The sequence below is a fragment of the Enterobacter sp. KB-221C9 genome (assembly GCF_041320715.1).
Taxonomy (GTDB): Bacteria; Pseudomonadota; Gammaproteobacteria; order Enterobacterales; family Enterobacteriaceae; genus Enterobacter; species Enterobacter asburiae_D.
In genome coordinates, this window is sequence record NZ_JBGIWG010000005.1 from 328,537 (window position 1) to 353,473 (window position 24,937).

28 protein-coding genes are annotated in these 24,937 nt (G+C 55.2%); 17 read left to right on the plus strand and 11 right to left on the minus strand.

The annotated features are described in order from the left end of the window. Nucleotides 1–14: 14 nt before the first annotated feature. Nucleotides 15–1,079 (minus strand): L-ascorbate 6-phosphate lactonase, encoded by a 1,065-nt coding sequence (gene ulaG, locus AB8846_RS09880; protein WP_010427455.1) that lies wholly within the window; start codon nucleotides 1,077–1,079, stop codon nucleotides 15–17. Between the two features lie 359 nt (nucleotides 1,080–1,438). Here ulaG and ulaA point away from each other — a divergent pair, with 359 nt between their 5' ends. Genes ulaA through AB8846_RS09910 form a run of 6 tightly spaced genes read left to right on the plus strand, consistent with a single transcriptional unit; the run spans nucleotide 1,439 to nucleotide 5,846 of the window. Continuing rightward, the gene (ulaA, locus tag AB8846_RS09885; protein WP_059354757.1) at nucleotides 1,439–2,839 is read left to right on the plus strand and encodes a PTS ascorbate transporter subunit IIC; all 1,401 of its coding nucleotides are present in this window, start codon (nucleotides 1,439–1,441) and stop codon (nucleotides 2,837–2,839) included. 12 nt (nucleotides 2,840–2,851) lie between these two features. Further along, nucleotides 2,852–3,157: a PTS ascorbate transporter subunit IIB gene (gene ulaB / locus AB8846_RS09890; RefSeq protein ID WP_003856022.1), complete on the plus strand. Its 306-nt coding sequence runs from the start codon at nucleotides 2,852–2,854 to the stop codon at nucleotides 3,155–3,157. A gap of 9 nt (nucleotides 3,158–3,166) precedes the next feature. Next, the gene (gene ulaC / locus AB8846_RS09895) at nucleotides 3,167–3,634 is read left to right on the plus strand and encodes a PTS ascorbate transporter subunit IIA (protein WP_023334264.1); all 468 of its coding nucleotides are present in this window, start codon (nucleotides 3,167–3,169) and stop codon (nucleotides 3,632–3,634) included. A gap of 12 nt (nucleotides 3,635–3,646) precedes the next feature. Further along, on the plus strand, nucleotides 3,647–4,297 hold the full coding sequence (ulaD, locus tag AB8846_RS09900; RefSeq protein ID WP_063144079.1) for a 3-keto-L-gulonate-6-phosphate decarboxylase UlaD: 651 nt from the start codon (nucleotides 3,647–3,649) through the stop codon (nucleotides 4,295–4,297). Nucleotides 4,298–4,306: 9 nt separating this feature from the next. Continuing rightward, nucleotides 4,307–5,167 (plus strand): L-ribulose-5-phosphate 3-epimerase, encoded by an 861-nt coding sequence (locus AB8846_RS09905; RefSeq protein ID WP_063144078.1) that lies wholly within the window; start codon nucleotides 4,307–4,309, stop codon nucleotides 5,165–5,167. After that, nucleotides 5,160–5,846, plus strand: a complete 687-nt coding sequence (locus tag AB8846_RS09910) for an L-ribulose-5-phosphate 4-epimerase (RefSeq protein WP_370732608.1) — start codon at nucleotides 5,160–5,162, stop codon at nucleotides 5,844–5,846. Before AB8846_RS09905 ends, AB8846_RS09910 begins: the two co-directional genes overlap by 8 nt. Nucleotides 5,847–5,987: 141 nt before the next feature. On the opposite strand, the gene yjfY is transcribed toward AB8846_RS09910, so the two are convergent. Further along, the gene (gene yjfY, locus AB8846_RS09915; protein WP_010427445.1) at nucleotides 5,988–6,263 is read right to left on the minus strand and encodes a DUF1471 family protein YjfY; all 276 of its coding nucleotides are present in this window, start codon (nucleotides 6,261–6,263) and stop codon (nucleotides 5,988–5,990) included. A gap of 341 nt (nucleotides 6,264–6,604) precedes the next feature. On the opposite strand from yjfY, the gene rpsF reads away from it, so the two are divergent. From rpsF to AB8846_RS09940, 5 genes are all read left to right on the plus strand, one after another. Then, nucleotides 6,605–7,000: a 30S ribosomal protein S6 gene (gene rpsF, locus AB8846_RS09920; RefSeq protein WP_014068637.1), complete on the plus strand. Its 396-nt coding sequence runs from the start codon at nucleotides 6,605–6,607 to the stop codon at nucleotides 6,998–7,000. Nucleotides 7,001–7,006: 6 nt separating this feature from the next. Further along, nucleotides 7,007–7,321, plus strand: a complete 315-nt coding sequence (gene priB / locus AB8846_RS09925) for a primosomal replication protein N (RefSeq protein WP_008502895.1) — start codon at nucleotides 7,007–7,009, stop codon at nucleotides 7,319–7,321. Nucleotides 7,322–7,325: 4 nt separating this feature from the next. Beyond that, complete coding sequence (rpsR, locus tag AB8846_RS09930) at nucleotides 7,326–7,553, plus strand: 30S ribosomal protein S18 (RefSeq protein ID WP_000135199.1); 228 nt, start codon at nucleotides 7,326–7,328, stop codon at nucleotides 7,551–7,553. A gap of 41 nt (nucleotides 7,554–7,594) precedes the next feature. After that, nucleotides 7,595–8,044, plus strand: a complete 450-nt coding sequence (gene rplI, locus AB8846_RS09935) for a 50S ribosomal protein L9 (RefSeq protein WP_023310148.1) — start codon at nucleotides 7,595–7,597, stop codon at nucleotides 8,042–8,044. 152 nt (nucleotides 8,045–8,196) lie between these two features. Further along, nucleotides 8,197–9,126 carry a DMT family transporter gene (locus tag AB8846_RS09940; protein ID WP_370732609.1) on the plus strand — a complete coding sequence of 310 codons (930 nt, stop codon included), beginning with the start codon at nucleotides 8,197–8,199 and terminating at the stop codon, nucleotides 9,124–9,126. A 45-nt stretch (nucleotides 9,127–9,171) separates the two neighbouring features. Here the strand turns inward: AB8846_RS09940 and AB8846_RS09945 are convergent, their stop codons facing one another. Further along, on the minus strand, nucleotides 9,172–9,816 hold the full coding sequence (locus AB8846_RS09945) for a LysM-like peptidoglycan-binding domain-containing protein (protein WP_370732610.1): 645 nt from the start codon (nucleotides 9,814–9,816) through the stop codon (nucleotides 9,172–9,174). 233 nt (nucleotides 9,817–10,049) lie between these two features. On the opposite strand from AB8846_RS09945, the gene fklB reads away from it, so the two are divergent. Continuing rightward, on the plus strand, nucleotides 10,050–10,670 hold the full coding sequence (gene fklB, locus AB8846_RS09950) for an FKBP-type peptidyl-prolyl cis-trans isomerase (protein WP_008502892.1): 621 nt from the start codon (nucleotides 10,050–10,052) through the stop codon (nucleotides 10,668–10,670). Nucleotides 10,671–10,981: 311 nt separating this feature from the next. After that, nucleotides 10,982–12,391 (plus strand): D-serine/D-alanine/glycine transporter, encoded by a 1,410-nt coding sequence (cycA, locus tag AB8846_RS09955; RefSeq protein ID WP_032662435.1) that lies wholly within the window; start codon nucleotides 10,982–10,984, stop codon nucleotides 12,389–12,391. 86 nt (nucleotides 12,392–12,477) lie between these two features. On the opposite strand, the gene ytfE is transcribed toward cycA, so the two are convergent. Beyond that, the gene (gene ytfE, locus AB8846_RS09960; RefSeq protein ID WP_370732611.1) at nucleotides 12,478–13,140 is read right to left on the minus strand and encodes an iron-sulfur cluster repair protein YtfE; all 663 of its coding nucleotides are present in this window, start codon (nucleotides 13,138–13,140) and stop codon (nucleotides 12,478–12,480) included. A 243-nt stretch (nucleotides 13,141–13,383) separates the two neighbouring features. Between ytfE and AB8846_RS09965 the strand changes: the two genes are divergently transcribed. After that, a complete protein-coding gene (locus AB8846_RS09965) occupies nucleotides 13,384–15,033 on the plus strand; it encodes a methyl-accepting chemotaxis protein (RefSeq protein WP_331413617.1) in 1,650 nt (549 codons plus the stop codon). 87 nt (nucleotides 15,034–15,120) lie between these two features. Here the strand turns inward: AB8846_RS09965 and AB8846_RS09970 are convergent, their stop codons facing one another. From AB8846_RS09970 to AB8846_RS09980, 3 genes are all read right to left on the minus strand, one after another. Next, nucleotides 15,121–16,086: a DMT family transporter gene (locus AB8846_RS09970; RefSeq protein WP_370732612.1), complete on the minus strand. Its 966-nt coding sequence runs from the start codon at nucleotides 16,084–16,086 to the stop codon at nucleotides 15,121–15,123. Nucleotides 16,087–16,161: 75 nt separating this feature from the next. Next, nucleotides 16,162–16,986 carry an AraC family ligand binding domain-containing protein gene (locus AB8846_RS09975; RefSeq protein WP_370732613.1) on the minus strand — a complete coding sequence of 275 codons (825 nt, stop codon included), beginning with the start codon at nucleotides 16,984–16,986 and terminating at the stop codon, nucleotides 16,162–16,164. Between the two features lie 80 nt (nucleotides 16,987–17,066). Next, nucleotides 17,067–17,915, minus strand: coding sequence for an SDR family oxidoreductase (locus AB8846_RS09980; RefSeq protein WP_370732614.1), 849 nt, complete (start codon nucleotides 17,913–17,915; stop codon nucleotides 17,067–17,069). An 84-nt stretch (nucleotides 17,916–17,999) separates the two neighbouring features. Here AB8846_RS09980 and AB8846_RS09985 point away from each other — a divergent pair, with 84 nt between their 5' ends. Then, entirely contained in the window at nucleotides 18,000–18,386 is a 387-nt protein-coding gene (locus AB8846_RS09985) for a helix-turn-helix domain-containing protein (RefSeq protein ID WP_032651400.1), read from the plus strand. A gap of 92 nt (nucleotides 18,387–18,478) precedes the next feature. Here the strand turns inward: AB8846_RS09985 and AB8846_RS09990 are convergent, their stop codons facing one another. Beyond that, on the minus strand, nucleotides 18,479–20,422 hold the full coding sequence (locus AB8846_RS09990) for a bifunctional 2',3'-cyclic-nucleotide 2'-phosphodiesterase/3'-nucleotidase (RefSeq protein ID WP_370732615.1): 1,944 nt from the start codon (nucleotides 20,420–20,422) through the stop codon (nucleotides 18,479–18,481). Nucleotides 20,423–20,612: 190 nt separating this feature from the next. On the opposite strand from AB8846_RS09990, the gene cysQ reads away from it, so the two are divergent. Further along, on the plus strand, nucleotides 20,613–21,353 hold the full coding sequence (cysQ, locus tag AB8846_RS09995) for a 3'(2'),5'-bisphosphate nucleotidase CysQ (RefSeq protein WP_023310160.1): 741 nt from the start codon (nucleotides 20,613–20,615) through the stop codon (nucleotides 21,351–21,353). On the opposite strand, the gene AB8846_RS10000 is transcribed toward cysQ, so the two are convergent. Beyond that, a complete protein-coding gene (locus AB8846_RS10000) occupies nucleotides 21,347–21,904 on the minus strand; it encodes a YtfJ family protein (RefSeq protein ID WP_213329022.1) in 558 nt (185 codons plus the stop codon). The two genes, cysQ and AB8846_RS10000, sit on opposite strands and share 7 nt — an antisense overlap. A 324-nt stretch (nucleotides 21,905–22,228) precedes the next feature. Here AB8846_RS10000 and AB8846_RS10005 point away from each other — a divergent pair, with 324 nt between their 5' ends. After that, nucleotides 22,229–22,435 (plus strand): DUF1107 domain-containing protein, encoded by a 207-nt coding sequence (locus tag AB8846_RS10005; RefSeq protein WP_008501430.1) that lies wholly within the window; start codon nucleotides 22,229–22,231, stop codon nucleotides 22,433–22,435. A gap of 79 nt (nucleotides 22,436–22,514) precedes the next feature. Here the strand turns inward: AB8846_RS10005 and AB8846_RS10010 are convergent, their stop codons facing one another. Next, on the minus strand, nucleotides 22,515–23,852 hold the full coding sequence (locus AB8846_RS10010; RefSeq protein WP_063144067.1) for a hemolysin family protein: 1,338 nt from the start codon (nucleotides 23,850–23,852) through the stop codon (nucleotides 22,515–22,517). A gap of 255 nt (nucleotides 23,853–24,107) precedes the next feature. Continuing rightward, entirely contained in the window at nucleotides 24,108–24,749 is a 642-nt protein-coding gene (gene msrA, locus AB8846_RS10015) for a peptide-methionine (S)-S-oxide reductase MsrA (RefSeq protein ID WP_023310171.1), read from the minus strand. Nucleotides 24,750–24,937 lie beyond the last annotated feature (188 nt).

Here is a 24,937-nt window from a genome sequence, read left to right on the forward strand (position 1 = left end):
ATTTGGCTGCACAATCAGAGGAAGGATTTGAACGGCAGGTCTGGCTCAATGGTGAAGCAATCATCGAAACCACGTGGGTAGTGATATTCCAGATTATCTTTGTCCAGTGGCCAGGTGAATTTGCCGCCGACCTGCCAGATGAACGGCTTGAAGCCATACTTCAGGCGGTCTTTTTTCATTTCCCACAGCACGCGGATTTCCTGCGGATCGGCCTGGAAGTTTGACCAGATATCGTGGTGGAACGGAATGACTACTTTGGTGTTCAGCGCTTCCGCCATACGCAGCATATCGGCGCTGGTCATTTTGTCGGTAATGCCGCGCGGGTTCTCGCCGTAGGAGCCCAGCGCCACGTCAATCTGGTGCTCGTTGCCGTGCTTCGCGTAATAGTTGGAGTAGTGAGAGTCGCCGCTGTGGTACAGGGAGCCGCCAGGGGTTTTAAACAGGTAGTTGACCGCACGCTCATCCATACCGTCCGGCAGTACGCCTGCGGCTTTCTGGTCGGCTGGCAGGGTAATCAATGCGGTACGGTCAAAGGCATCCAGCGCATGGATTTCAATATCTTTGATTTTCACGACGTCGCCAGGCTTCATCACGATGCAGCGCTCTTTCGGCACGCCCCAGCCAATCCAGAGATCCACGCAGGTCTGTGGCCCGATAAACGGCACGTCGTCCGCGCAGTTTTGCATCACCGCTGCCGCCACGTTCACGTCGATATGATCGTTGTGATCGTGAGTAGAAAGGACGGCGTCGATCTGGCGAATGGCAAACGGATCAAGTACAAACGGTGTGGTACGCAGGTTTGGCTGCAGTTTTTCTACGCCCGCCATGCGCTGCATCTGATGGCCTTTTTTCATCAGCGGGTTGCCGTGGCTCTGCTTGCCGGTGCCGCACCAGAAATCGACGCAGATATTGGCGCCACCCTCTGATTTCAGCCAGATACCGGTACAGCCCAGCCACCACATTGCAAACGTGCCAGGAGCAACCTGTTCCTGCTCGATCTCTTCATTCAGCCAGCTGCCCCACTCCGGGAAGGTGCTCAGAATCCATGACTCACGGGTGATGGTGTTCACTTTACTCATCGTTTTGACTCCTGGTTTTAATCAAAAGTAATCACATGGTGATTTGTTGTGATTAATGCTGGCACCATTTGATGTGCTTTGCAATGGCAAAAATGAGTAATTTTATCTGTTCGACATCACGGACTATCATCGGGCACCTTGTTAAACTATCTCGTATTAATCATTAATTGCATGAATTATAAGGATTAATTCATTTTTTATTGACGGTAGTGAAAATCATTACTAACACCATGGAAATAATTTGCGTGATACGTCACAAATAATCAAATGCAATCTTGTGGTGATTATTTGTGATTAATAGAGTGGTGGCACCAACCACACAGGGATTACCCCTCGTGTTCTCATTTCTGGAGAGAGTTATGGAGATCCTCTACAACGTCTTTACCGTGTTCTTTAATCAGGTAATGACCAACGCCCCGCTGCTGCTGGGTATCGTGACGTGCCTGGGCTATATCCTGCTGCGCAAAAGCGTCAGTGTGATTATTAAAGGCACCATCAAAACCATTATCGGTTTCATGCTGTTGCAGGCGGGGTCAGGCATTCTGACCAGCACCTTCAAGCCGGTCGTCGCCAAAATGTCTGAGGTGTATGGCATCAACGGTGCGATCTCTGACACCTACGCATCAATGATGGCCACCATCGACCGCATGGGTGATGCCTATAGCTGGGTGGGTTATGCGGTTCTGCTCGCCCTGGCGCTGAACATCATTTACGTTCTTCTGCGCCGTATTACCGGCATTCGCACCATCATGCTGACGGGACATATCATGTTCCAGCAGGCGGGGCTGATCGCGGTTTCTCTCTATATCTTCGGCTACCCAATGTGGACCACGATTATCTGCACCGCGGTGCTGGTTTCGCTCTACTGGGGTATCACTTCCAACATGATGTACAAGCCAACCCAGGAAGTGACTGACGGCTGCGGTTTCTCCATCGGCCACCAGCAGCAGTTCGCCTCCTGGATTGCCTATAAAGTTGCGCCGTACCTGGGCAAAAAAGAAGAGAGCGTTGAAGACCTCAAGCTGCCGGGCTGGCTGAATATCTTCCACGACAACATCGTTTCAACGGCGATTGTCATGACCATCTTCTTCGGCGCCATTTTGCTCTCCTTCGGCATTGACGTTGTACAGGCGATGGCGGGTAAAACCCACTGGACGGTCTATATCCTGCAAACCGGCTTCTCCTTCGCAGTGGCTATTTTCATCATTACTCAGGGCGTGCGCATGTTCGTCGCCGAACTGTCGGAAGCCTTCAACGGTATCTCACAGCGCCTGATCCCCGGTGCGGTGCTGGCAATTGACTGTGCCGCTATCTACAGCTTCGCGCCAAACGCGGTGGTCTGGGGCTTTATGTGGGGCACCATCGGTCAGCTGATTGCGGTGGGCATCCTGGTCGGCTGCGGCTCCTCAATCCTGATTATTCCTGGCTTTATCCCGATGTTCTTCTCCAACGCCACCATCGGCGTGTTTGCTAACCACTTCGGCGGCTGGCGCGCAGCGCTCAAGATCTGCCTGGTGATGGGCATGGTTGAAATCTTCGGTTGCGTGTGGGCGGTCAAGCTCACCGGTATGAGTGCCTGGATGGGCATGGCGGACTGGTCAATTCTGGCACCGCCGATGATGCAGGGCTTTGCCTCCGTCGGGCTGGTCTTTATGGCCGTCATCATCCTGATTGCTCTGGCTTATATGTTCTTCGCTGGCCGTTCGCTGCGAGCTGAAGAAGATGCGGAAAAACAAACAGCAGAAGTGTCTGCTCATTAAGGAGTTTCGATTATGACCGTACGTATCCTGGCTGTGTGTGGCAATGGGCAAGGCAGCTCCATGATCATGAAGATGAAAGTGGACCAGTTTTTAACCCAGTCAAACATCGACCACACGGTGAACAGCTGCGCGGTGGGTGAATACAAAAGTGAACTGAACGGCGCGGACATCATCATCGCCTCTACCCATATCGCCGGCGAAATTAGCGTGTCAGGCAATAAATATGTGGTAGGCGTGCGCAACATGCTGTCGCCTGCGGATTTCGGACCAAAGCTGCTGGAAGTGATCAAAGAGCACTTCCCACAAGACGTGAAGTAAGGACGCCACATGAAACTACGTGATTCGCTGGCAGAGAATAACTCCATCCTTTTACAGGCTGAGGCCAGCACCTGGCAGGAAGCGGTGAAGCTGAGCGTGGATCTGCTGGTTAAGGCTGACGTTGTCGAGCCGCGTTACTACCAGGCCATTCTTGATGGCGTGGCGCAGCACGGCCCTTATTTTGTGATTGCGCCAGGGCTGGCAATGCCGCACGGGCGCCCTGAAGAGGGCGTGAAGAAAACCGGCTTCGCGCTGGTGACGCTGAAAACGCCGCTGGTGTTCAACCACGAAGATAACGACCCGGTCGACATCCTGATCACCATGGCCGCCGTGGATGCCAATACCCACCAGGAGGTGGGCATCATGCAGATCGTCAATCTGTTTGATGACGAAGCCAATTTCGACCGTTTACGCGCCTGCCGTACCGAGCAGGAAGTGCTGGATTTAATTGATAACGCCAATGCGGCGGCAGTCTAAGAGGAATTGAACATGTCATTACCAATGTTGCAGGTTGCGCTGGATAACCAAACTCTGTCCCACGCTTACGAAACCACCCGCCTGATCGCGGAAGAAGTGGACATCATCGAAGTGGGCACCATTCTGTGCGTGGGCGAAGGCGTTCGCGCCGTTCGCGACCTGAAGGCGCTCTATCCGCATAAAATCGTGCTGGCGGATGCCAAGATCGCCGACGCAGGCAAAATCCTCTCCCGCATGTGCTTCGAAGCGAATGCTGACTGGGTCACCGTGATCTGCTGTGCGGATATCAACACCGCCAAAGGCGCGCTGGACGTGGCAAAAGAGTTTAACGGCGACGTACAGATTGAGCTGACCGGCTTCTGGACCTGGGAACAGGCGCAAGAATGGCGCGATGCAGGCATTCAGCAGGTGGTTTACCACCGTAGCCGTGATGCGCAGGCCGCAGGCGTGGCGTGGGGCGACGCGGATATCAGCGCGATTAAACGTCTGGCGGATATGGGCTTCAAAGTGACCGTCACCGGCGGGCTGGCGCTGGAAGATCTGCCGCTGTTCCAGGGCATTCCAATTCACGTCTTTATTGCCGGTCGTAGCATTCGTGATGCGGCGTCCCCGGTGGAAGCGGCGCGTCAGTTCAAACGCTCAATCGCTCAGCTTTGGGGCTAAGGAGCGGGTATGTTGTCAAAACAGGTCCCGCTTGGCATCTATGAAAAGGCACTCCCTGCGGGGGAGTGCTGGCTGGAGCGGTTACAGCTGGCAAAAGAGCTGGGTTTCGATTTTGTCGAAATGTCCGTGGATGAAACGGACGAGCGTCTCTCTCGCCTCGACTGGAGCCGTGAACAGCGGCTCGCACTGGTGAGCGCCATTGCTGAAACGGGCGTGCGCGTGCCGTCCATGTGCCTGAGCGCCCACCGCCGTTTTCCGCTCGGCAGCGAAGATGATGCCGTACGCGCGCAGGGGCTGGAGATCATGCGTAAAGCCATCCGCTTTGCGCAGGATGTCGGTATCCGCGTGATCCAGCTGGCGGGTTATGACGTTTACTATCAGGAAGCCAACGATGAAACGCGCCGTCGTTTCCGCGACGGCCTGAAAGAGAGCGTTGAGATGGCAAGCCGCGCGCAGGTCACGCTGGCGATGGAGATCATGGACTATCCGTTGATGAACTCCATCAGTAAGGCGCTGGGCTACGCGCACTATCTCAATAACCCGTGGTTCCAGCTTTATCCCGATATCGGCAACCTGTCGGCATGGGATAACGACGTACAGATGGAGCTGCAGGCGGGCGTCGGTCATATCGTGGCGGTGCACGTCAAAGATACCCGTCCAGGCGTATTCAAAAATGTTCCGTTCGGCACCGGGGTGGTGGATTTCGAACGGTGCTTCGAAACGCTCAAACAGACAGGTTATTGCGGGCCTTACCTGATTGAGATGTGGAGCGAGACGTCGGACGATCCGGCTGCGGAAGTGGCGAAGGCGCGGGACTGGGTGCGCGAACGTATGGCGCGGGCGGGACTGCTGGAGGCTGAACATGCTTAAGCTTAAACAGCAGGTCTTTGAAGCCAACATGGATCTGCCGCGCTATGGTCTGGTCACGTTCACCTGGGGCAACGTGAGCGCGATCGATCGCGAGCAAGGTCTGGTAGTGATCAAGCCGAGCGGTGTGGCGTATGACACCATGAAAGCTGAAGATATGGTGGTGGTGGATCTCGAAGGGCATGTCGTTGACGGCAAATGGCGTCCTTCATCAGATACCGCAACCCATCTGGCGCTGTACCGGCGTTATCCGTCCCTTGGCGGCGTGGTGCATACCCACTCCACGCACGCGACGGCCTGGGCACAGGCGGGGCTGCCCATCCCGGCGCTGGGCACGACCCACGCGGACTACTTCTTTGGCGACATCCCCTGCACGCGTGCATTAACGCAGGATGAAGTGGAAGGCGAATACGAGCTCAATACCGGAAAGGTGATTATCGACACGCTGGGAGAATGTGAGCCGCTGCATACGCCGGGTATTGTGGTCTATCAGCACGGTCCGTTCTCCTGGGGGAAAGATGCCCACGACGCCGTCCATAATGCGGTCGTCATGGAGGAAGTGGCGCGCATGGCGTGGATTGCTCGCGGCATCAACCCACAGCTTCAGGGCATTGATGACTACCTGATGAACAAGCATTTCATGCGCAAGCACGGCCCGAATGCCTACTACGGGCAGAAGTGAATAAGTGCTCTGGAATACCGAAAAACAGTTGTAACCGGTGGTATTCCGGAGCCATTCACCAAAAAAAGCCCCCGGGCAGGGGGCAACGTCAACTATGGCTATGTTCTCGTTGTTGGCTTTCCTGGTGCTAGCGTTAAAGCATTATCGGTAAATATCTGCACTGGCGTGCATATTGCCGTTGCTGCCGGGCTCACGGGTTAACATCACGTGGTAATAGGTTGCGCCCTGCGCATCGGTTTCTTCGTTTAATGCCTGATCTGCTTCACTTTCCGTGGCGAAATTATGATTGATGTAAATTACGCCCAAGCTTTGCACATCATCCATGTTTCTGGCCTGTCGGCTGTCTATCTTGATGGCTGCCATCGCGTTTGCACTGAGCAAAAGCGCCGCCATTATGGCTAATGCGATTTTTTTCATGATATGCGCTCCACGACTACGTGCTGCGAGAGGGGGGATGCTCCTTCTTTGATTCAGGTGATCTCTGATTAAAGTGTAATCACTCATCCGGCGGGGATGCGTGACCATTTCTGATGCAGTTGTTCAAAAAAACAGCTCTTCCGGGTGTGACCAATTTTAAATCACCCACTTAGACCCGCTTCGCGCTTTGTGCGAATTATTTGTGCAATCAGCTTGAGTTTCCAGGGGCGCGCAAGTATTATGACGCGTCAATTTTTCAGCCGACCTTTAACACGTTCCTTGCCTCCCCGGGCCTCGGCTGACCCAGACAGGAGGCTGAATAATCCGTAAGGAGCAATTCGATGCGTCATTACGAAATCGTTTTTATGGTCCATCCTGACCAGAGCGAACAGGTTCCGGGTATGATCGAGCGTTACTCTGCTGCCATCACTGGTGCAGAAGGTACGATCCACCGTCTGGAAGACTGGGGCCGCCGTCAGCTGGCTTACCCGATCAACAAACTGCACAAAGCACACTACGTTCTGATGAACGTTGAAGCACCGCAGGAAGTGATCGATGAGCTGGAAACTACCTTCCGCTTCAACGATGCCGTTATCCGCAGCATGGTTATGCGTACCAAAAACGCAGTTACCGAAGCATCTCCGATGGTTAAAGCGAAAGACGAGCGCCGTGAGCGTCGCGATGATTTCGCAAACGAAACCGCAGATGATTCTGATGCTGGGGATTCTGAAGAGTAATTTCTGATGACCAACCGTCTGGCGTTGTCCGGCATCGTATGCAGGGCTCCCCTTCGAAAGGTCAGTCCATCAGGAATTCCGCATTGCCAGTTCGTGCTTGAGCATCGTTCTGTGCAAGAGGAAGCCGGGTTTCACCGGCAGGCGTGGTGCCAAATGCCCGTTATTATTAGCGGACACGAAAACCAGGCCATTACTCACAGTTTAACGGTCGGTAGCGCAGTAATCGTTCAGGGGTTCATCTCTTGCCACAAGGCAAAGAACGGCCTGAGCAAAATGGTTCTGCATGCCGAGCAGATTGATTTGATAGATTCTGGAGACTAGCCATATGGCACGTTATTTCCGTCGTCGCAAGTTCTGCCGTTTCACCGCGGAAGGCGTTCAAGAGATCGACTATAAAGATATCGCAACGCTGAAAAACTACATCACCGAAAGCGGTAAGATTGTCCCAAGCCGTATCACCGGTACTCGTGCAAAATACCAGCGTCAGCTGGCTCGCGCTATCAAACGCGCTCGCTACCTGTCTCTGCTGCCGTACACTGATCGTCATCAGTAATCGGGCACGGTCCATTAATACGACTTTAAGAGGATAAGGTAATGCAAGTTATTCTGCTTGATAAAGTAGCAAACCTGGGCAGCCTGGGTGATCAGGTTAACGTTAAAGCGGGTTACGCACGTAACTTCCTGGTTCCACAGGGTAAAGCTGTTCCAGCTACTAAGAAAAACGTAGAGTTTTTCGAAGCACGTCGCGCTGAACTGGAAGCCAAACTGGCTGACGTTCTGGCGGCTGCTAATGCTCGCGCTGAAGCAATCAACGCACTGGGCACCGTTACCATCGCGTCTAAATCTGGCGACGAAGGTAAACTGTTCGGTTCCATCGGTACCCGCGATATCGCTGATGCAGTTTCTGCAGCAGGCGTTAAAGTGGCTAAGAGCGAAGTTCGTCTGCCGAACGGCGTTCTGCGTACCACTGGTGAGCACGAAGTTGACTTCCAGGTTCACAGCGAAGTGTTCGCTAAACTGGTTGTTAACGTTGTAGCTGAGTAATTTTTTACTCTGCTCACGTTGAAACGCCGGCCTTGTGCCGGCGTTTTGCTTTTCTGGGAGACCAGAATTCATCATTTCTTCTTGTATGGTAGCTATTACTGTCGCATTCTCTGACAATAAATTGAAACGCAATTTTATTTATGAGATTTGTCATGGATACCGCTCTGCCCACGCCTGTCTTTGCTCGTCGAAATGTGGCCTATGCCTGCGCCACGCTCTGCTGTCTACTCTGGGGTAGCTCCTACCCGGCCATTAAAAGTGGTTATGAGCTTTTCCAGATCGCAACCGATGATATTCCATCGAAGGTGGTGTTTGCCGGATATCGTTTCCTGTTTGCCGGTGTGTTGTTGCTGCTGTTTGCATTGGCCCAGCGAAAACCGATTGGCAGGCTTACGCCCAAGCAGTTTGGCCAGCTCACCATCCTCGGGCTGACCCAGACGACCATTCAGTACACGTTCTTCTATATAGGCTTGGCCTACACGACGGGGGTGAATGGTTCAATCATGAACGCCACTGGAACCTTCTTCAGCGTTCTGTTGGCGCACTTTATCTACCACAACGACAAACTCAGCTATAACAAAACGCTGGGCTGTATTCTCGGGTTTGCCGGGGTAATGCTGGTGAACTTCCACAGTGGGTTAAGCGATTTCCAGTTTGTCTGGAATGGTGACGGCTTTGTGGTGCTGGCTGCTTTTATTCTCTCCGCTGCCACGCTGTACGGAAAACGCATCTCCCAGACCGTCGACCCAACGGTGATGACCGGCTGGCAGCTGGCTATCGGCGGGCTGGTGTTGGTGGGGGGCGGATATGCGACTGGCGGAACGCTGGAAGTGCACAGTATGAAGGCCATCGCCGTGCTGGGATATCTGACGCTGCTCTCATCCGTAGCCTTTGCGCTGTGGAGCATGCTGCTGAAAGTCAACCGAGTCAGTATGATTGCGCCGTTTAACTTCGTTGTGCCGGTGGCAGGCACAGTACTATCCGCCATTTTCCTCGGGGAAAATATTCTGGATATCAAATATGCGGTTGCGCTGGTGCTGGTCTGCTCGGGGATTTGGTGGGTGAACAAGCGGAGTGCCTGAGAACAGTGTGCCGGGTGGCGGCTACGCCTTACCCGGCCTACAGAACTAGCGTGCGCGAATAAAACTGCCGTCGGTCTGACGGGTAAACAGCACCTGCTGACCATTTCCGGTATCGATCGTTAACCCTGTCACCACCCCGCTGGCATTCTGGCGGATCTGCACCATCTGACCATTCTGCAGATTACTGAGCGGTTTACCTGCACCTTCCACCTTCGCCATGGCATAGACGTCGGTTGGCGGCAGGTTGTGATCCCGGAACAGCTGCGCCAGAGTTTTGCCCGGCTCTACGCGATAGGAACGCCACTGTTGCTCAATGCCGGTGGGCTGTTGCGCCTGAGGCTGAGACGGGGCGGCGGCTTGATCCTGCGGCTGTTCATCCTGAATGGGCTCTGGCTCAACCGGCGCGACCTGACCCGGATCGTTAGACGGGGTGACGAGCTGCGTCTGCATCGGCTGTGCGTCAGGCTGCGGCCGCGTCTGCGACTGAATGTCCAGTTGGGCATTGCGGGTAACGGGTGCGGTATCAACATCATCGCCCCCGGAAGGCAGCAGGAAGCCCACGATCACCATCAGCGCGCCAATGATGATCCCTCTGCGATGCAGAGGAGGCAGCTGGTCCATGATGCGAAAATTGTCCGGCGCCTGCCAGATTTTCGCCAGGGTAGGTTTCAGTTCAAATCGCCCGGGCATGGCACTCCTCCTGCTCCGCGTATTTTTTATCCTGTGTCCCGAAGTATAGTTTGCTAACTGCCTGAACGGCGTAGTAAACCCGACATCCGTGACATCAGTTCGGGATTAATCCTGGTTATCTCTATTGTTTCTGTTTCGTCGCGGTTTGTCACCTTAACTTCAGACAAAGTTTTACCCATAAGGGCATGGCTGATATGCTGCCCGCTACTTTAAATGTGATGGAAGGAAAACCCATGACCACCCCGACTTTTGACACTATCGAAGCGCAGGCAAGTTACGGTATCGGCTTGCAGGTAGGACAGCAGCTGAGCGAATCCGGCCTGGAAGGTCTGTTACCAGAAGCGCTGGTGGCGGGTATCGCTGACGCGCTGGAAGGCAAACAGCCTGCCGTTCCGGTTGACGTCGTGCACCGTGCGCTGCGTGAAATCCACGAACGTGCTGACGCCGTGCGTCGTGCGCGCTTTGAAGAGATGGCCGCCGAAGGTGTGAAATATCTGGAAGAGAACCGCGAGCGTGAAGGCGTGAACAGCACCGAGTCTGGTTTGCAATTCCGCGTGATCAATCAGGGCGACGGCGCAATCCCGGCACGTACCGACCACGTTCGCGTACACTACACCGGTAAGCTGATTGACGGTACCGTCTTCGACAGCTCCGTGGCGCGCGGCGAACCGGCTGAATTCCCTGTGAATGGCGTCATCGCAGGCTGGATTGAAGCCCTGACCCTGATGCCGGTCGGTTCTAAATGGGAACTGACTATTCCGCATAACCTGGCCTACGGCGAGCGCGGCGCTGGCGCGTCCATCCCGCCATTCAGCACCCTGGTCTTTGAAGTCGAGCTGCTGGAAATTCTGTAATCGACTTTTCTTATTTCCTCTCCCCGGTTGGGGAGAGGAAAATAGTTTAAAAACCTACAGTTACGACGCTATCAACATTTTATCTTGCAAACGAAACTGTTGCGTGTATTTTTGTGAGCTGTTTCGCGCTGTATGAGTGATATGACACTCACTTTCAACATATTATTAACATAATATCTAAATCATAGTATTCATCCCGCCGATTCTTACCTAATATCGATTAGCCCTTACAAGGGAACGTCATCTTTTGACGTATTTAAAGGCCAGAAGAGCCTTAACAACACAGACAGGCATAAACAGGAAAAAATCACATGGTAGATCAGGTCAAAGTCGTCGCCGACGAAGAGGCGTCGTCTGAACAGTCGCTACGGCGCAATCTCACAAACCGTCATATTCAGCTCATTGCGATTGGGGGTGCCATCGGTACCGGGCTGTTTATGGGCTCAGGCAAAACCATCAGTCTCGCCGGACCGTCAATCATATTCGTCTATATGATTATCGGTTTTATGCTGTTCTTCGTGATGCGTGCAATGGGTGAATTGCTGCTCTCGAACCTCGAATATAAATCCTTCAGCGACTTCGCTTCTGACCTGCTCGGGCCGTGGGCGGGCTATTTCACCGGCTGGACCTACTGGTTCTGCTGGGTCGTCACCGGTATGGCGGACGTTGTGGCGATTACCGCCTACGCGCAGTTCTGGTTCCCGGGTCTGTCGGACTGGGTCGCCTCGCTGGCGGTCATTGTCCTGCTGCTGAGCCTCAACCTCGCCACCGTCAAAATGTTCGGTGAGATGGAGTTCTGGTTCGCGATGATCAAGATCGTGGCGATTGTCGGGCTCATCGTTGTGGGTCTGGTGATGGTTCTCACCCACTTCCAGTCGCCAACGGGCGTTCAGGCGTCGTTTACCCATCTGTGGAATGACGGCGGCTGGTTCCCGAAAGGCATCAGCGGCTTCTTTGCCGGCTTCCAGATCGCGGTATTTGCTTTCGTGGGCATTGAGCTGGTGGGCACCACGGCGGCGGAGACCAAAGATCCGGAGAAATCTCTCCCACGCGCCATTAACTCTATTCCGGTTCGTATCATCATGTTCTACGTCTTCGCGCTGGTCATCATTATGTCCGTGACGCCGTGGAGTTCCGTGGTGCCAACCAAGAGCCCGTTCGTTGAGCTGTTCGTGCTGGTAGGCCTGCCTGCTGCCGCGAGCCTGATTAACTTCGTGGTGCTGACCTCTGCTGCTTCGTCTGCCAACAGCGGCGTATTCTCCACCAGCCGTATGCTGTTTGGTCTGGCACAGGAGGGCGTGGCGCCAAGCGCGTTCGCCAAGCTGTCTAAGCGTGCGGTACCGGCAAAAGGGTTGACCTTCTCCTGCATGTGCCTGCTGGGCGGCGTGGTGATGCTCTACGTCAACCCAAGCGTGATTGGCGCGTTCACCATGATTACCACGGTCTCTGCGATCCTGTTTATGTTCGTCTGGACCATCATCCTCTGTTCATACCTGGTGTACCGCAAGCAGCGTCCACACCTGCATGAAAAATCGATCTACAAGATGCCGCTGGGCAAGCTGATGTGCTGGGTGTGCATGGCGTTCTTCGTCTTCGTGCTGGTTCTGCTGACGCTGGAAGATGATACCCGTCAGGCACTCATCGTGACGCCGCTGTGGTTTATCGCGCTGGGGCTGGGCTGGGTGTTTATCGGTAAGAAACGTATGGCAGGCATGCGTTAAGCATGTTGCCGGGTGGCGCTGACGCTTACCCGGCCTACGTTCGAGGACGTTGTAGGCCCGGTAAGCGCTAGCGCCACCGGGCTTTTTTATTTATCAGCTAAAGCCCGCGGGAACAGAACGTTGTTCTCAAGACTGATGTGTTCCATCAGGTCGTCGATCGTTTCGTTAATGCCGTTGTACATCGCTTTCCACGTTGTGCACGCTTCTGGCGGCGGCGTGAAGTTGTGGGTGGTGTGTTTGATTACCTCCAGCAGTTCACCCGCGTCATCGTGCTCGCTTTCCATCACGCTGATAGGCCCCATCGCCTGGCTTCCCATTCCCTGTTTAATCATCGGGAAGAGGATCTGCTCTTCTTTCATCATGTGGCTGGAAAGCTCTTCGTGCAGCATCGTCAGGTATTTCGCCAGACCGCGCGGTACGGAAGGTTTGTCGGCATGTACGCGCTCGACTTTGGTTGCCTGCAGGATCAGTTCCGGCAGCTGTTCGCGGTGACGGTCATGGTATCGCACGATGATATGGTCGATGATTTCAGCGAGCGGGGCGGTTCGCCAGTCTTTGTCGACGGGCTGCTCGGCCAGCAGCGCCAGCTCTGCTTCAATCACCTCAACGTCCAGCTCTTTGCGTGAGGCCGCACGCGCCAGGGTTTGCTTACCGCCGCAGCAGTAATCCATATCGTATTTACGGAACAGCGCAGAAGCGCGAGGAATGGAGAGCGCCAGCTCGCCAAGGGGTTGGTCGCGAAAGGCCATAGCAGTTACCTCGTCATTAATAATATAAGATGCATATTAAATGCATCTTTATGGTAGCGCTATAACCCTTTAGAGGGACGGGTAAAAGTGAGATGTGGATCACAAAAAATATTCGATTTAACTCTCTGAATGGACTTAGGAAAGTGGTTTAGAAACTTTTTAAAGGTGTAGAAACAGTAAACAACCCGCCGCGCCTGCCGATATATCCACGTCAGACAAACCTGCATATAACAAAGGCAACGCATGTTTAAACGTATAAAAGTCATTACCCTTCTGATTTCGGTGCTGCTTGTGCTCGGCATCATGCAAGTGATTTCCGCCGGTATCTTTATCAACGCGCTGAACAACGATAAAGACAACTTCACCGTGTCGCAGCTCTCCAGCCAGAACGTGGCGGAGTTTACCGATGCGTGGATCAGTCTGAACCAGGCTCGCGTCACCCTAAACCGCGGGATGTTGCGCCTGCAAAGCAGCATGGCCTCGCAAATTAACGGCGGTCAGCTGAATGAGCTGGTGACGACGGCGAAAAATCTGCTGACTGAAGCCCAGGTCCATTACGATAAATACTATGCCTTGCCGAATACGCCAGGCCTGGACGAGAACCTGGCTAACCGGCTCGAAGAGCAGTACCGCATTTACTCTGCAACGCTGACCCAAATGAACGTTCTGCTGAGCCAGGGCAATCTGGAAGATATGTTCAAGCAGAATGCAGAACAAAAGCAAAATGCGATGCAGACGGTTTATCGTGAATGGCGTGAAGCGCAGGCTGCGCTCACCGATAAAGGCATTCAGGATAATGAAAGTGATTACAAACACATCCTGTGGATCCTCTCTGCGGTCATGCTGCTGGTGATTGTGGTGATTATTTCCAGCTGGGTAGCCATGCGCCGCGTGCTGCTGTTGCCTCTGGAAGAGGTGATTAACCATATTCGCGCCATCGCGGCAGGGGATTTAACCCAGCCGATTCAGGCTGACGGTAAAAATGAGATGGCCATCCTGGCGCGCAACGTTCAGGAGATGCAGACCTCGCTGGCGAACACGGTGGGCGTGGTGCGTGAAGGCGCAGATACCATTTACACCGGTGCAGGCGAAATCTCTGCGGGCAGCAACGATCTCTCCTCCCGTACCGAGCAGCAGGCCGCTTCTCTGGAAGAAACGGCAGCCAGCATGGAACAGCTGACGGCAACCGTTAAGCAGAACGCCGATAACGCGCGTCAGGCTTCCCGTCTGGCGCTGGACGCCTCCTCAACGGCGAAGAAGGGCGGTAACGTGGTGGAAGGCGTGGTGCGTACAATGGACGAAATCGCTACCAGCTCCAGTAAAATCGCGCAAATTACTAACGTGATCGACGGTATTGCCTTCCAGACTAACATTCTGGCGCTGAATGCGGCGGTGGAAGCGGCGCGCGCGGGCGAGCAGGGCCGTGGTTTTGCGGTGGTGGCAGGGGAAGTCCGTACTCTCGCACAGCGCAGCGCCCAGGCGGCGAAAGAGATTAAAGCGCTGATCGATGATTCCGGCGAGCGCGTGAACGCGGGCTCCCAGCTGGTTAACGAAGCCGGGGAGACGATGGCGGAGATCGTCAATGCGGTCACCCGCGTCACCGACATCATGGGCGAAATTGCCTCGGCCTCTGACGAGCAGAGCCGCGGTATCGATCAGGTAGGCCAGGCGGTAGCCGAGATGGACCGCGTGACCCAGCAGAACGCCTCGCTGGTAGAGGAGTCCGCGGCCGCTGCAGCAGCGCTGGAAGATCAGGCTGCACGCCTGAACGAAGCGGTGGCGGTGTTCAAAATCACCCGCAACCAGGCGGTTAAAGCGGCACCGGTGAAAACCTATGTACCAAAAGCGCAGCCCGTAGCGGCGGCGTCTGAAGGGAACTGGGAAACGTTTTAACATCATGCCGGGTGGCGCTGGCGCTTACCCGGCCTACAAAACGGCTCCTCGTAGGCCGGGTAAGGCGGAGCCGCCACCCGGCAAAAATCACATCTCCGACGCCGGAACGACCCTCGGTTTTTCCGGCTTCGCTCTTACCGCCATCACCACCCCCACCACCAGCAGCGCGATCCCGCAGGCCGTGAATAACGGTGGTACGCTCTGGCGCATCAGGAAGGTATAAAGCAGTCCGGCCAGGGTTTCGAAGACAATCAGCGGCCCTAAAATCACCGTCGGCAGCTTCTGGCTGGCAATGTTCCAGCACAGCGCGCCCACCCATGAGCACAGCACCGCAATCGCCACCATCAGGCCGATAAACACCCACGGTCTTGGCCCGAAGGGCTGGGCGAAGTCCGGCTGTTGATGGCCCAACCAGATGCACGCGCCAGCATATCCCACCAGTGAGACGGGCAGGGTGACCAGCGCCTGCGCCGTCGCCCACATCATCGGATGCTTGTCCGGGTTTTCCCGCAGCCAGCGCGCATTGCGCAGGGCATACCATGCCCAGCACGCCACGGAAATGAACGCCAGCACAATGCCAGAACCGTAACGCCACAGGTCAATATCCACCTGCCCATGACGCAGCTCGGCAATATTCACGCATACCAGCCCCGCTGCGGTGCAGACCAGCGCCGGGGCCATTTTTGACCACGCCAGTTTACCGTCGCGATGGCTGTAGAGCAGGTTAGCAAAGACGGGGATAACGACCGGCAGCGTGCCGATAATCATGGTAGATACCGGCGCGCCGGTACGCTGGATGGCACTCGCGAGGCAAACGTAGTAGATAAGATTGCCCATCATGGTCAGCGCCAGCGCGGTACCCCAGTCCTTGCGGCTGAGCTGACGCAAGCGCGCGCGTCCCAGCCACGCCAGAGGCAGGGCAATCAGCCCCAGCGCCAGATAACGTCCGGTCGACTGCAGTATTGCCGGATACTCGGGCACGATCAGCGGGCCGACAAAAATCAGCCCCCACATCATCCCGGCCAGCAGGGCATACAACACACCACTAATCATTTTTCCACCCACAGGTATTTACGCTGTATGCAGTGTAGGAGGGGAAAATGCGCGGGTATTGTATGAGGTTGCGCATTAGCGCCGGGTGACCTGCTTCTGGTAGCGCACGGGGGTAATGCCGTAGCGGTGGGTAAACGCGCGGGTTAAATGCGACTGGTCGGTCAGTCCGGTTGCGGCGGCGACCTCTGCCGCGGGCATGCCGTGGGTGAGGAACGCTTTAGCGCGCCAGAGGCGAATGGCCATCAGCATCTGGTGCGGCGTAACGTGAAAATGGGCTTTGAACTGGCGCTGGAAATGGTACGGGCTGAGCGAAACGACGTTGGCCAGCTCGTCCAGCGTCAGGGCGCGCATATAGTTGTCGTGCAGATACTCGCGCACGCGTTCGAACCGGTGCGCGCCTTCCAGAACCACCGGCGCGTGATGGGCAAACGGCCGGAAGGTCTCAATCAAATCCAGCAGCAATCCTTTTTGCGCAAGCGGATCGTCCGTGTGCCACAGACCGTAAATGAGCCTGCCGATTTGCTGCGAGCGCAGTGGGTCATGACGCGTGACATCGCTAAACCACCAGTGCCGGAGGCCGGTCACCTCTTCCAGCAGGTCGGGTTCGATATAGACCATCCGGTAGCGCCAGCCGCCTTCGGTGGCGGATTCACCGGTATGGATCTCGTCCGGGTTCATGGTGACGACGGATTTTTCCGCCGCGAGATGCTGGGTACCGCGATAGCGAAAGCGTTCGGCACCGGTTTCAATCGTGCCGATCCCGAAGGCTTCATGGGTGTGAGGCTCAAAGGCGTAGTCAGAAATATGCGCGTGATAAAGCTCCAGGCCCGGCAGCTGCGCCAGATGGCGAAAGCGTGCGCTGTCTCTTTCATCAATAAACTGTTCCGGTACGCCTTGCACGGTAAGCCTCCTCGTGGTCATCTTTTCATTATCAGAGATGACCCGAGGGGATGCCACAAAAAATAACCAATCCTTAACAATTACAGGATGGATTTGACGCTCTCCGCCAGCGTTGTGGTCGGGCGACCGATCAGTTTGCTCAGCGTATGGCTATCGTCAAAGAGTCCCCCTTTGGACGCGCCCACATCGGAGTCCGCCAGCATATCTGCCAGTCCGGCAGGCAGGCCAACCCCCTTCAGCGCGGCGGCAAAATCCGCTTCACTGAGATTCTGATAGGTTACCGGCTTCCCGCTCTGCTTGCTGAGTTCAGCCGCCAGCTCGCTCAGCGTCCAGCCGTGGTCGCCCGCCAGTTCGTAGACCTTGCCCGCATGGCCCTCTTCTGCGATCACTTTGGCTGCCGCCGCGGCATAGTCGGCACGGGTCGCAGCGGCAATTTTGCCTTCGCCTGCCGCACCAATAAATACGCCATGTTCCAGCGCAGGCGGCGCGCTCGCCAGATAGTTTTCGGTATACCAGCCATTGCGCAGCAGGGCATACGGAATGCCGGACGCCGCGAGCGCTTTTTCAGTGGCAACGTGTTCAACGTGCAGACCCAGCGGTGATTTGTCCGCATGCAGCAGGCTGGTGTAGGCGATAAATTTCACCCCTGCCGTTTTGGCGGCGTTAATCACGTTCTGGTGCTGGGTTGCGCGCTGGCCGACTTCGCTGGAAGAGATCAGCAGCAGCTTATCCACGCCGCTCAGCGCGGCGGTGAAGGCGGCTTCATCCGAGTAGTCCGCCTGACGAACCACAATTCCCTGCTGGCTTAAGGCCTGCGCTTTCGCCGGGTTACGTACGATGGCCACAATCTGGTTGGCCGGTACGGTTTTCAACAGCTGTTCGATAACGAGATGGCCAAGCTGGCCGGTAGCGCCGGTAATCGCGATCATGATGAATCTCCTTCGTGTTTGTCTGGTGTTGTGGCACACTAGCACCATAGCTAACTTTTAGTAAGTACGTACAAAAAGGTAAGTATGAAAACAACGATACCCACGCTCAGCGAACAAATGCGCGATGGCAATCTTTTCGCGGAGCAGTGCCCTTCACGCGAGGTACTCAAACACGTGACCAGCCGCTGGGGTGTCCTGATTCTGCTGGCCCTGCGCCAGGGAACGCATCGCTTTAGCGATCTGCGCCGTAAAATGGGCGGGGTGAGCGAAAAAATGCTGTCCCAGTCGCTCCAGGCGCTGGAGCTGGACGGGTTTGTCGATCGCGTGTCGTATCCGGTGGTGCCGCCGCACGTAGAGTATAGTCTGACGCCGATGGGGATTGAGGTCAGCGAGAAGGTCGCCGCGCTGGCGGACTGGATTGAGGTAAATACGCCGAAGGTGATGGCGAATCGGGACGATCGTGCGGCGTAAAAGCCGGGTGGCGGCTTCGCCTTACCCGGCCTACCCGTAATCTTCCATCCCGTAGGCCGGGTAAGCGGAAGCGCCACCCGGCACAATCACCGCTACCTGCTCAAATCCACCTGATAAATCGCGAACCCGATATCATCCGTCGCGACCTGTTTCATCGGATACTGCGCCTTGTCCTTAATAAACGCGGCAGCTTTATCGGACGGCGACGTTTCAAAGCGGATGTCCAGTTTCGTATCGCTGTGGATCGGCGCGAGACGCCAGTTGTTATCCACTGCCGGATGGATTTCGCCCGCCTTCTTCGATTCCGCGCTGATCCACGCCGCCAGCACCGAGCGGTTCTCGTCCGGCGAGGCAAAGGCGATGTGGCTATCTCCCGTACCGGCAAACTTACCGCCGTAGGCGCGGTAGTTATTGGTCACCACCAGGAAGGTAGCATTCGGGTCAATGGCCTTGCCGTTGAAGGTCAGGTTTTTGATGCGCTCCGCCTGCGGGTTAATCGCCTGACACTCGCCGTCATATTTCGCCGGCTGGGTGACGTCAATCTGGTAGTTCACGCCGTCGATCACGTCGAAGTTATAGGTGCGGAAGCCGTCCCAGTTAATCAGCGACTGCGGCTTACCGCTGTGCGGGTCAATCTGGTTAAACTGTCCGGCAGAGCACTCCAGCCACTCTTTCACCTCCTGACCCGTCGCTTTTACCACCACCAGCGTGTTCGGGTAGAGGTAGAGATCGGCAGCGTTACGGAAGGTCAACTGGCCCTTTTCGACTTCAACATAGCTTGCCGGGTCATTCTTACGCCCGCCCACCTTGAATGGCGCAGCGGCTGACAGGACCGGCAGTTTTGCCAGATCCGGATCGCCCTGCACAAAGTGTTCGGCATAGGCTTTCTGCGCCATATTGACGACCTGAACGGTCGGGTCGTCCTGCACCAGCGCCAGGAAGCTGTACATGTTGTCGGCGGATTTGCCGATCGGCTTGCTGACGAATTCGCGCGTGGCGTCGTGATCGTGCTTCAGCACGTCGACCAGCTTTTTATCTTCAGCCGCCAGCGATTTTTTTGCCGCAGCGTCGTAAATCGGGCGTGCCTCTGCTTTTGACTGCGTCACCTTCCAGCTGCCGCTGTCGTTATTCAGCACCAGATCCACCACGCCAAGATGGTCGCCCCACATGCCCGGCATCACCGACGGCACGCCGTTGAGCGTCCCTTTCTCAATGTCCGCGCCTTTGATGCTGGCGAAATCTTTGCCCGGGAAGACCGCGTGGGCGTGGCCGAACAGGATCGCGTCGACGCCCGGGACTTCACTCAGATAGTAAACGGAGTTTTCTGCCATGGCCTGGTACGGATCGGCGGAGAGACCCGAGTGGGCGACAACGACCACCAGATCGGCGCCTTTTTCGCGCATTTCCGGCACGTATTTGCGCGCGGTTTCGGTGATGTCGTTAACGGTCACTTTACCGTCGAGGTTGGCTTTATCCCACGTCATGATCTGCGGCGGGACAAAACCGATATAGCCGATTTTCAGCGTCTGTTTTTTTCCGTCCTTGTCGACGACGTTTGTCTCTTTAATCAGATAAGGGGTAAAGAGCGGTTTTTGGGTCTTAACGTCGATGATATTGGCGTTAACGTACGGGAATTTCGCACCGGCCAGCGCGTCATGCAGGTATTTCAGACCGTAGTTGAATTCGTGGTTGCCGAGGTTGCCGACGGTATAGTCCAGGGTGTTCATCGCCTTATACACCGGATGGATCTCGCCTTTTTTCAGCCCCCTGGTCGCCATGTAATCCCCGAGCGGACTACCCTGAATGAGATCGCCATTGTCGACCAGCACGCTGTTTTTCACTTCGCTACGCGCCGCATCGATCAAACTTGCCGTGCGTACCAGTCCGAATTTTTCCGTTGGGGTATCTTTGTAGTAATCGAAGTCCATCATGTTGCTGTGCAGATCGGTCGTTTCCAGAATACGCAGATCTACCGTCGCCGCCTGTACGCTTGCTGCAACCAGCGTCGCCAGAAGCGTTGCACTAAACTTAATCATCAGAGGAGTCCTTTTTTCGATGCAGACCACAAAAGAGTATGTATCTATAGCGTGTTGCTTACAGAAATGTGAATCCTGACAGAAAAAAGTCACCTGAAACCGGAATTGCTTCACAGATAGCGGAATTGTTCACATTACGATATAACTAAAACAAAGAGTTAACCTCACTGCGTTAACAAAGAGGTGGAAAATGCTAGATAAAATTTGTCAGCTCGCACGGGATGCGGGAGATGCCATCATGCAGGTGTATGACGGTAGTAAACCTATGGAGGTGGTCAGCAAAGCCGACGACTCTCCGGTCACGGCGGCGGATATTGCTGCGCATAAGGTGATCCTGAAAGGGTTACAGGCCTTAACGCCGGACATCCCCGTTCTGTCAGAAGAAGCGCCGCAAAGCTGGGACGAACGCCAGCACTGGCAGCGCTACTGGCTGGTCGATCCGCTGGACGGGACAAAAGAGTTCATCAAGCGCAACGGTGAATTCACCGTCAATATTGCCCTGATTGAGAAGGGCAAAGCGGTGCTGGGCGTAGTTTACGCGCCGGTAATGAAGGTGATGTACAGCGCTGCAGAAGGGAAGGCGTGGAAGGAAGAGTGCGGCGTGCGCAAGCAGATCCAGGTGCGCGATGCGCGTCCACCGCTGGTGGTGATTAGCCGCTCGCACAGCGACAGCGAGCTGCAGGAGTACCTGCAGCAGCTGGGTGAACACCAGACCACGTCGATTGGCTCATCGCTGAAATTCTGCCTGGTGGCGGAAGGCCATGCGCAGCTCTATCCTCGCTTTGGGCCAACCAACGTCTGGGATACCGCGGCAGGTCATGCCGTTGCCGCGGCCGCCGGGGCGCACGTTCATGACTGGCAGGGCAAGCCGCTGGACTATACCCCGCGCGAATCCTTCCTCAACCCCGGCTTCCGCGTCTCTATTTATTGAGCCAGCAGCTTATGCAGCAGGTCGACAACCTGCTGCACCTCTTCCTGGGTCAACGCGCCGTCTTTCGCCCATTGTACGCGGCCCTCTTTATCCAGCACGACAATCGCGGAGCTCTCTTCCTCAAGCTGCCAGGCCTTACGGGTTACGCCGTTGCTGTCGACGATAAACTGCGACCACGGATAGAGCTTTTTATTGCTCTCAAGGCTTGAGCGCACAAACATTCCGGAGCCCGGAATAGCGTCGTCGGTATTCACGATCGTGGTGGTCTGGTAGCGGTCGTGAGGGAATTTTGCGGCCTTGATCGCTTCCACCAGGTTGGCATTTTTCTCTTTTGCGGATGTACGACCGGCAATATGTTGTACAACTCTCACTTTGCCCGCGAGCTGCGCGCTATTCCAGGGTTTGTAGCTAAACTTATCATTGTCGAGAATCAATTCTCCCCGGTCAGCAATGCCGACTGGCGGTACACGTTGTCCTTTTTCAATGCTGTGAGCGGAAGCCCACAGGGGCAGCAGCAGGCAAGCTGCTGCAAGGATATTACGTAGGGTCATGGCGTTTCCTTATTGTTTGCAGGTGATCCGACCACTTGGTCTTGCGCTTTTAATCATAAGTGCGATCAATGGGGTTTTCCCGCAATCCCGATGCCAGTTTGCGGGTGAACGCACATATCCATGAAAAAACGACGGCTTATACTGCTCTCAGTCACGCTTTGCAAAGATTATTCTGAATAATTGTAATCAAACGGTAAATAAACTTATGCACACTGGGTAACACCGTAGTTCTGGTCTATAGTCATTGGGCATTAAAATTTGCGCTCAGGACAGTCGGGCCGATTGTGGCACCGCAAGGGCGTATGATTCGCAGGAGATACAAGAATGAAAATTTTCCAACGCTACAACCCGCTTCAGGTGGCGAAGTACGTGAAGATCCTGTTCCGTGGACGGTTGTATATCAAGGATGTTGGCGCTTTTGAGTTTGATAAGGGCAAGATCCTTGTCCCAAAAGTGAAGGACAAACAGCACCTGTCTGTGATGTCCGAAGTCAACCGTCAGGTTATGCGTCTGCAAACTGAGATGGCTTAACCAACGTGCTATGCAGTAGTTAGTAGATATAAAAAGACGGCTCCCGATGGGAGCCGTTGATGTTTGTGGGTCGGGTACTTTACGCCGACACCTTCTCTTCCGCGTCCGGCAGCCTCGGCACCAGTACGGTCGGTTTGTTGTCGATGCGCGTCACCAGCAGCTGGTCGATGCGGTAGTTATCAATATCCACCACCTCAAACTTGTAGCCGGAGAACTTCACCGAGTCGGTACGTTTCGGGATTTTACGCAGCATAAACATCATAAAGCCGCCGATGGTCTCGTAGTTGCCGGACTGCGGGAACTCGTCGATATCCAGCACGCGCATCACGTCTTCAATCGGTGTACCGCCATCAATCAGCCATGAATTTTCGTCACGCTGAACAATCTGCTCTTCCAGCCCCTGGCCAACCAGGTCGCCCATCAGCGTGGTCATCACGTCGTTCAGGGTGATAATACCCACCACCAGCGCGTATTCGTTCATGATAACCGCGAAGTCTTCCCCGGCGGTTTTGAAACTTTCCAGCGCTTCAGAGAGCGTCAGGGTGTCCGGCACAATCAGGGTATTGCGGATCTGCACGCCGCTGTTGAGCGCCAGGCTCTGGTTCGCCAGCACGCGGTTCAGCAGGTCTTTGGAGTCGACGTAACCGATGATGTGGTCGATATCTTCATTACAGACCAGGAACTTGGAGTGCGGATGCTGCGCCACCTTGTTCTTCAGGCTCTGCTCATCTTCATGTAAATCGAACCAGATGATGTTCTCGCGGCCGGTCATGGAAGACGGCACGGTACGGGATTCCAGTTCGAATACGTTCTCAATCAGCTCGTGCTCCTGCTTGCGCAGCACCCCGGCCAGCGCGCCGGCTTCCACGACGGCATAAATGTCGTCAGACGTGATGTCGTCTTTACGCACCATTGGCAGCTTGAAGATGCGGAAAATCACGTTTGCCAGGCCGTTGAAGAACCACACCAGCGGACGAAACACGTACAGACAGAAGCGCATCGGGTTGATGATACGCAAAGCCACAGCTTCTGGCGCAATCATACCGATGCGTTTCGGGGTCAGGTCTGCAAAGAGGATGAACAGGCCAGTCACCAGCGAGAACGAGAGAATAAAGCTCAGCTGTTCGGCCAGTTCAACGGACATGTACTTAACAAAGAGGCTATAAAACGCCGGGGAAAAAGCCGCATCACCCACGATACCGCCGAGAATGGCGACCGCGTTGAGGCCGATCTGCACCACGGTGAAGAACATGCCGGGGTTTTCCTGCATTTTGAGGATGCGGGTGGCATTGATGTTGCCTTCATCAGCAAGCAGCTTCAGTTTGATTTTACGGGACGCGGCCAGCGAGATCTCGGATATCGAGAAAAATGCACTGACGGCAATAAGGCAAAGTATTACTAAAATACTGTTTAACATAGTTTATCCGGCTTCTCGCCAGATCCTCAGAAGGGGAGTTGATACCATTTGTGTGAAAACACATTGAACATCAGCTCGTAGCGTTGAGCCGATTATTTCAGCGGGTAGTATAGCGTAAAGAGATGTAAATCTGCCAGAGGTCACATTTTTGGCGAAAGTGCCCGGAGAGGGCGGCCGGCGAGTGGTTGTAAAGTTATGAGACAACGCGGTCGCCTCCTTGAGCGCCACGCGGCTCGCGTGGCGCTGGAGCGGCAATCAGGCCAGCTGTGGCGGCAGGCAGACGCCGATGCCCCCGATACCGCAGTAGCCGTACGGGTTTTTATGCAGATACTGCTGGTGATCGTCTTCGGCATAGTAGAACGGTTTCGCGGTGGTGATTTCCGTGGTCACTTCGCGCGTATCGCCCGCTTCACGCATGGCCTGCTGGAAACGCTCAAGGCTGGCGCGCGCGGCGGCATCCTGCTCAGGCGTGAGCGGATAAATAGCCGAGCGGTACTGGGTGCCGTGGTCGTTGCCCTGACGCATGCCCTGCGCCGGATCGTGGTTTTCCCAGAAGACCTGCAGGAGCTGTTCGTAGCTAATCACCGCAGGGTCATAGACCACGCGTACCGCTTCCGCATGCCCGGTTTCGCCGGAGCAGACTTCGCGATAGGTAGGATTCGGCGTGTAACCGCCCGTGTAGCCGGCTGCCGTGCTGTAAACGCCGGGCAACTGCCAGAAGAGGCGCTCAACGCCCCAGAAACAGCCCATGGCGAACAGGGCGATTTCCATTCCCTCCGGCACGTTAGTCATGGAATGGTTATTGACGGCGTGTAAGGTCGCCACAGGCATAGGGGTGTTGCGTCCCGGTAATGCATCAGCTTGTGAAACCAGATGCTTTTTGTCGAATAAACTCACGGTGGGGCCTCCCGGGGTGCGATGTTTCAGTTAAGGTTGTCACGAAGCGTTTAATTGAACACAATAAATGCGCTGAATGAGTCTAGATTTAATCATAAGAAATATTTGGGTGTTATACCCATTTTCAACCCGCGATTCGGGTTTTTGGCCAGCAGGCCGTATTTTGCCGCGGAGCGGCACTTCATTTG

Coding starts and splice junctions, on each gene's coding strand:
- AB8846_RS09905 (WP_063144078.1), top strand. CDS start 4,307: ATGTTGTCAAAACAGGTCCCGCTTGGCATCTATGAAAAGGCACTCCCT.
- AB8846_RS10010 (WP_063144067.1), bottom strand. CDS start 23,852: ATGTTAAACAGTATTTTAGTAATACTTTGCCTTATTGCCGTCAGTGCA.
- rpsF (WP_014068637.1), top strand. CDS start 6,605: ATGCGTCATTACGAAATCGTTTTTATGGTCCATCCTGACCAGAGCGAA.
- cysQ (WP_023310160.1), top strand. CDS start 20,613: ATGCTAGATAAAATTTGTCAGCTCGCACGGGATGCGGGAGATGCCATC.
- yjfY (WP_010427445.1), bottom strand. CDS start 6,263: ATGAAAAAAATCGCATTAGCCATAATGGCGGCGCTTTTGCTCAGTGCA.
- rplI (WP_023310148.1), top strand. CDS start 7,595: ATGCAAGTTATTCTGCTTGATAAAGTAGCAAACCTGGGCAGCCTGGGT.
- fklB (WP_008502892.1), top strand. CDS start 10,050: ATGACCACCCCGACTTTTGACACTATCGAAGCGCAGGCAAGTTACGGT.
- ulaG (WP_010427455.1), bottom strand. CDS start 1,079: ATGAGTAAAGTGAACACCATCACCCGTGAGTCATGGATTCTGAGCACC.
- AB8846_RS09970 (WP_370732612.1), bottom strand. CDS start 16,086: ATGATTAGTGGTGTGTTGTATGCCCTGCTGGCCGGGATGATGTGGGGG.
- rpsR (WP_000135199.1), top strand. CDS start 7,326: ATGGCACGTTATTTCCGTCGTCGCAAGTTCTGCCGTTTCACCGCGGAA.
- AB8846_RS09910 (WP_370732608.1), top strand. CDS start 5,160: ATGCTTAAGCTTAAACAGCAGGTCTTTGAAGCCAACATGGATCTGCCG.
- ulaC (WP_023334264.1), top strand. CDS start 3,167: ATGAAACTACGTGATTCGCTGGCAGAGAATAACTCCATCCTTTTACAG.
- AB8846_RS09990 (WP_370732615.1), bottom strand. CDS start 20,422: ATGATTAAGTTTAGTGCAACGCTTCTGGCGACGCTGGTTGCAGCAAGC.
- ytfE (WP_370732611.1), bottom strand. CDS start 13,140: ATGGCCTTTCGCGACCAACCCCTTGGCGAGCTGGCGCTCTCCATTCCT.
- ulaB (WP_003856022.1), top strand. CDS start 2,852: ATGACCGTACGTATCCTGGCTGTGTGTGGCAATGGGCAAGGCAGCTCC.
- ulaD (WP_063144079.1), top strand. CDS start 3,647: ATGTCATTACCAATGTTGCAGGTTGCGCTGGATAACCAAACTCTGTCC.
- AB8846_RS09945 (WP_370732610.1), bottom strand. CDS start 9,816: ATGCCCGGGCGATTTGAACTGAAACCTACCCTGGCGAAAATCTGGCAG.
- AB8846_RS09980 (WP_370732614.1), bottom strand. CDS start 17,915: ATGATCGCGATTACCGGCGCTACCGGCCAGCTTGGCCATCTCGTTATC.
- AB8846_RS09985 (WP_032651400.1), top strand. CDS start 18,000: ATGAAAACAACGATACCCACGCTCAGCGAACAAATGCGCGATGGCAAT.
- cycA (WP_032662435.1), top strand. CDS start 10,982: ATGGTAGATCAGGTCAAAGTCGTCGCCGACGAAGAGGCGTCGTCTGAA.
- ulaA (WP_059354757.1), top strand. CDS start 1,439: ATGGAGATCCTCTACAACGTCTTTACCGTGTTCTTTAATCAGGTAATG.
- AB8846_RS09965 (WP_331413617.1), top strand. CDS start 13,384: ATGTTTAAACGTATAAAAGTCATTACCCTTCTGATTTCGGTGCTGCTT.
- AB8846_RS10000 (WP_213329022.1), bottom strand. CDS start 21,904: ATGACCCTACGTAATATCCTTGCAGCAGCTTGCCTGCTGCTGCCCCTG.
- AB8846_RS09940 (WP_370732609.1), top strand. CDS start 8,197: ATGGATACCGCTCTGCCCACGCCTGTCTTTGCTCGTCGAAATGTGGCC.
- priB (WP_008502895.1), top strand. CDS start 7,007: ATGACCAACCGTCTGGCGTTGTCCGGCATCGTATGCAGGGCTCCCCTT.
- AB8846_RS10005 (WP_008501430.1), top strand. CDS start 22,229: ATGAAAATTTTCCAACGCTACAACCCGCTTCAGGTGGCGAAGTACGTG.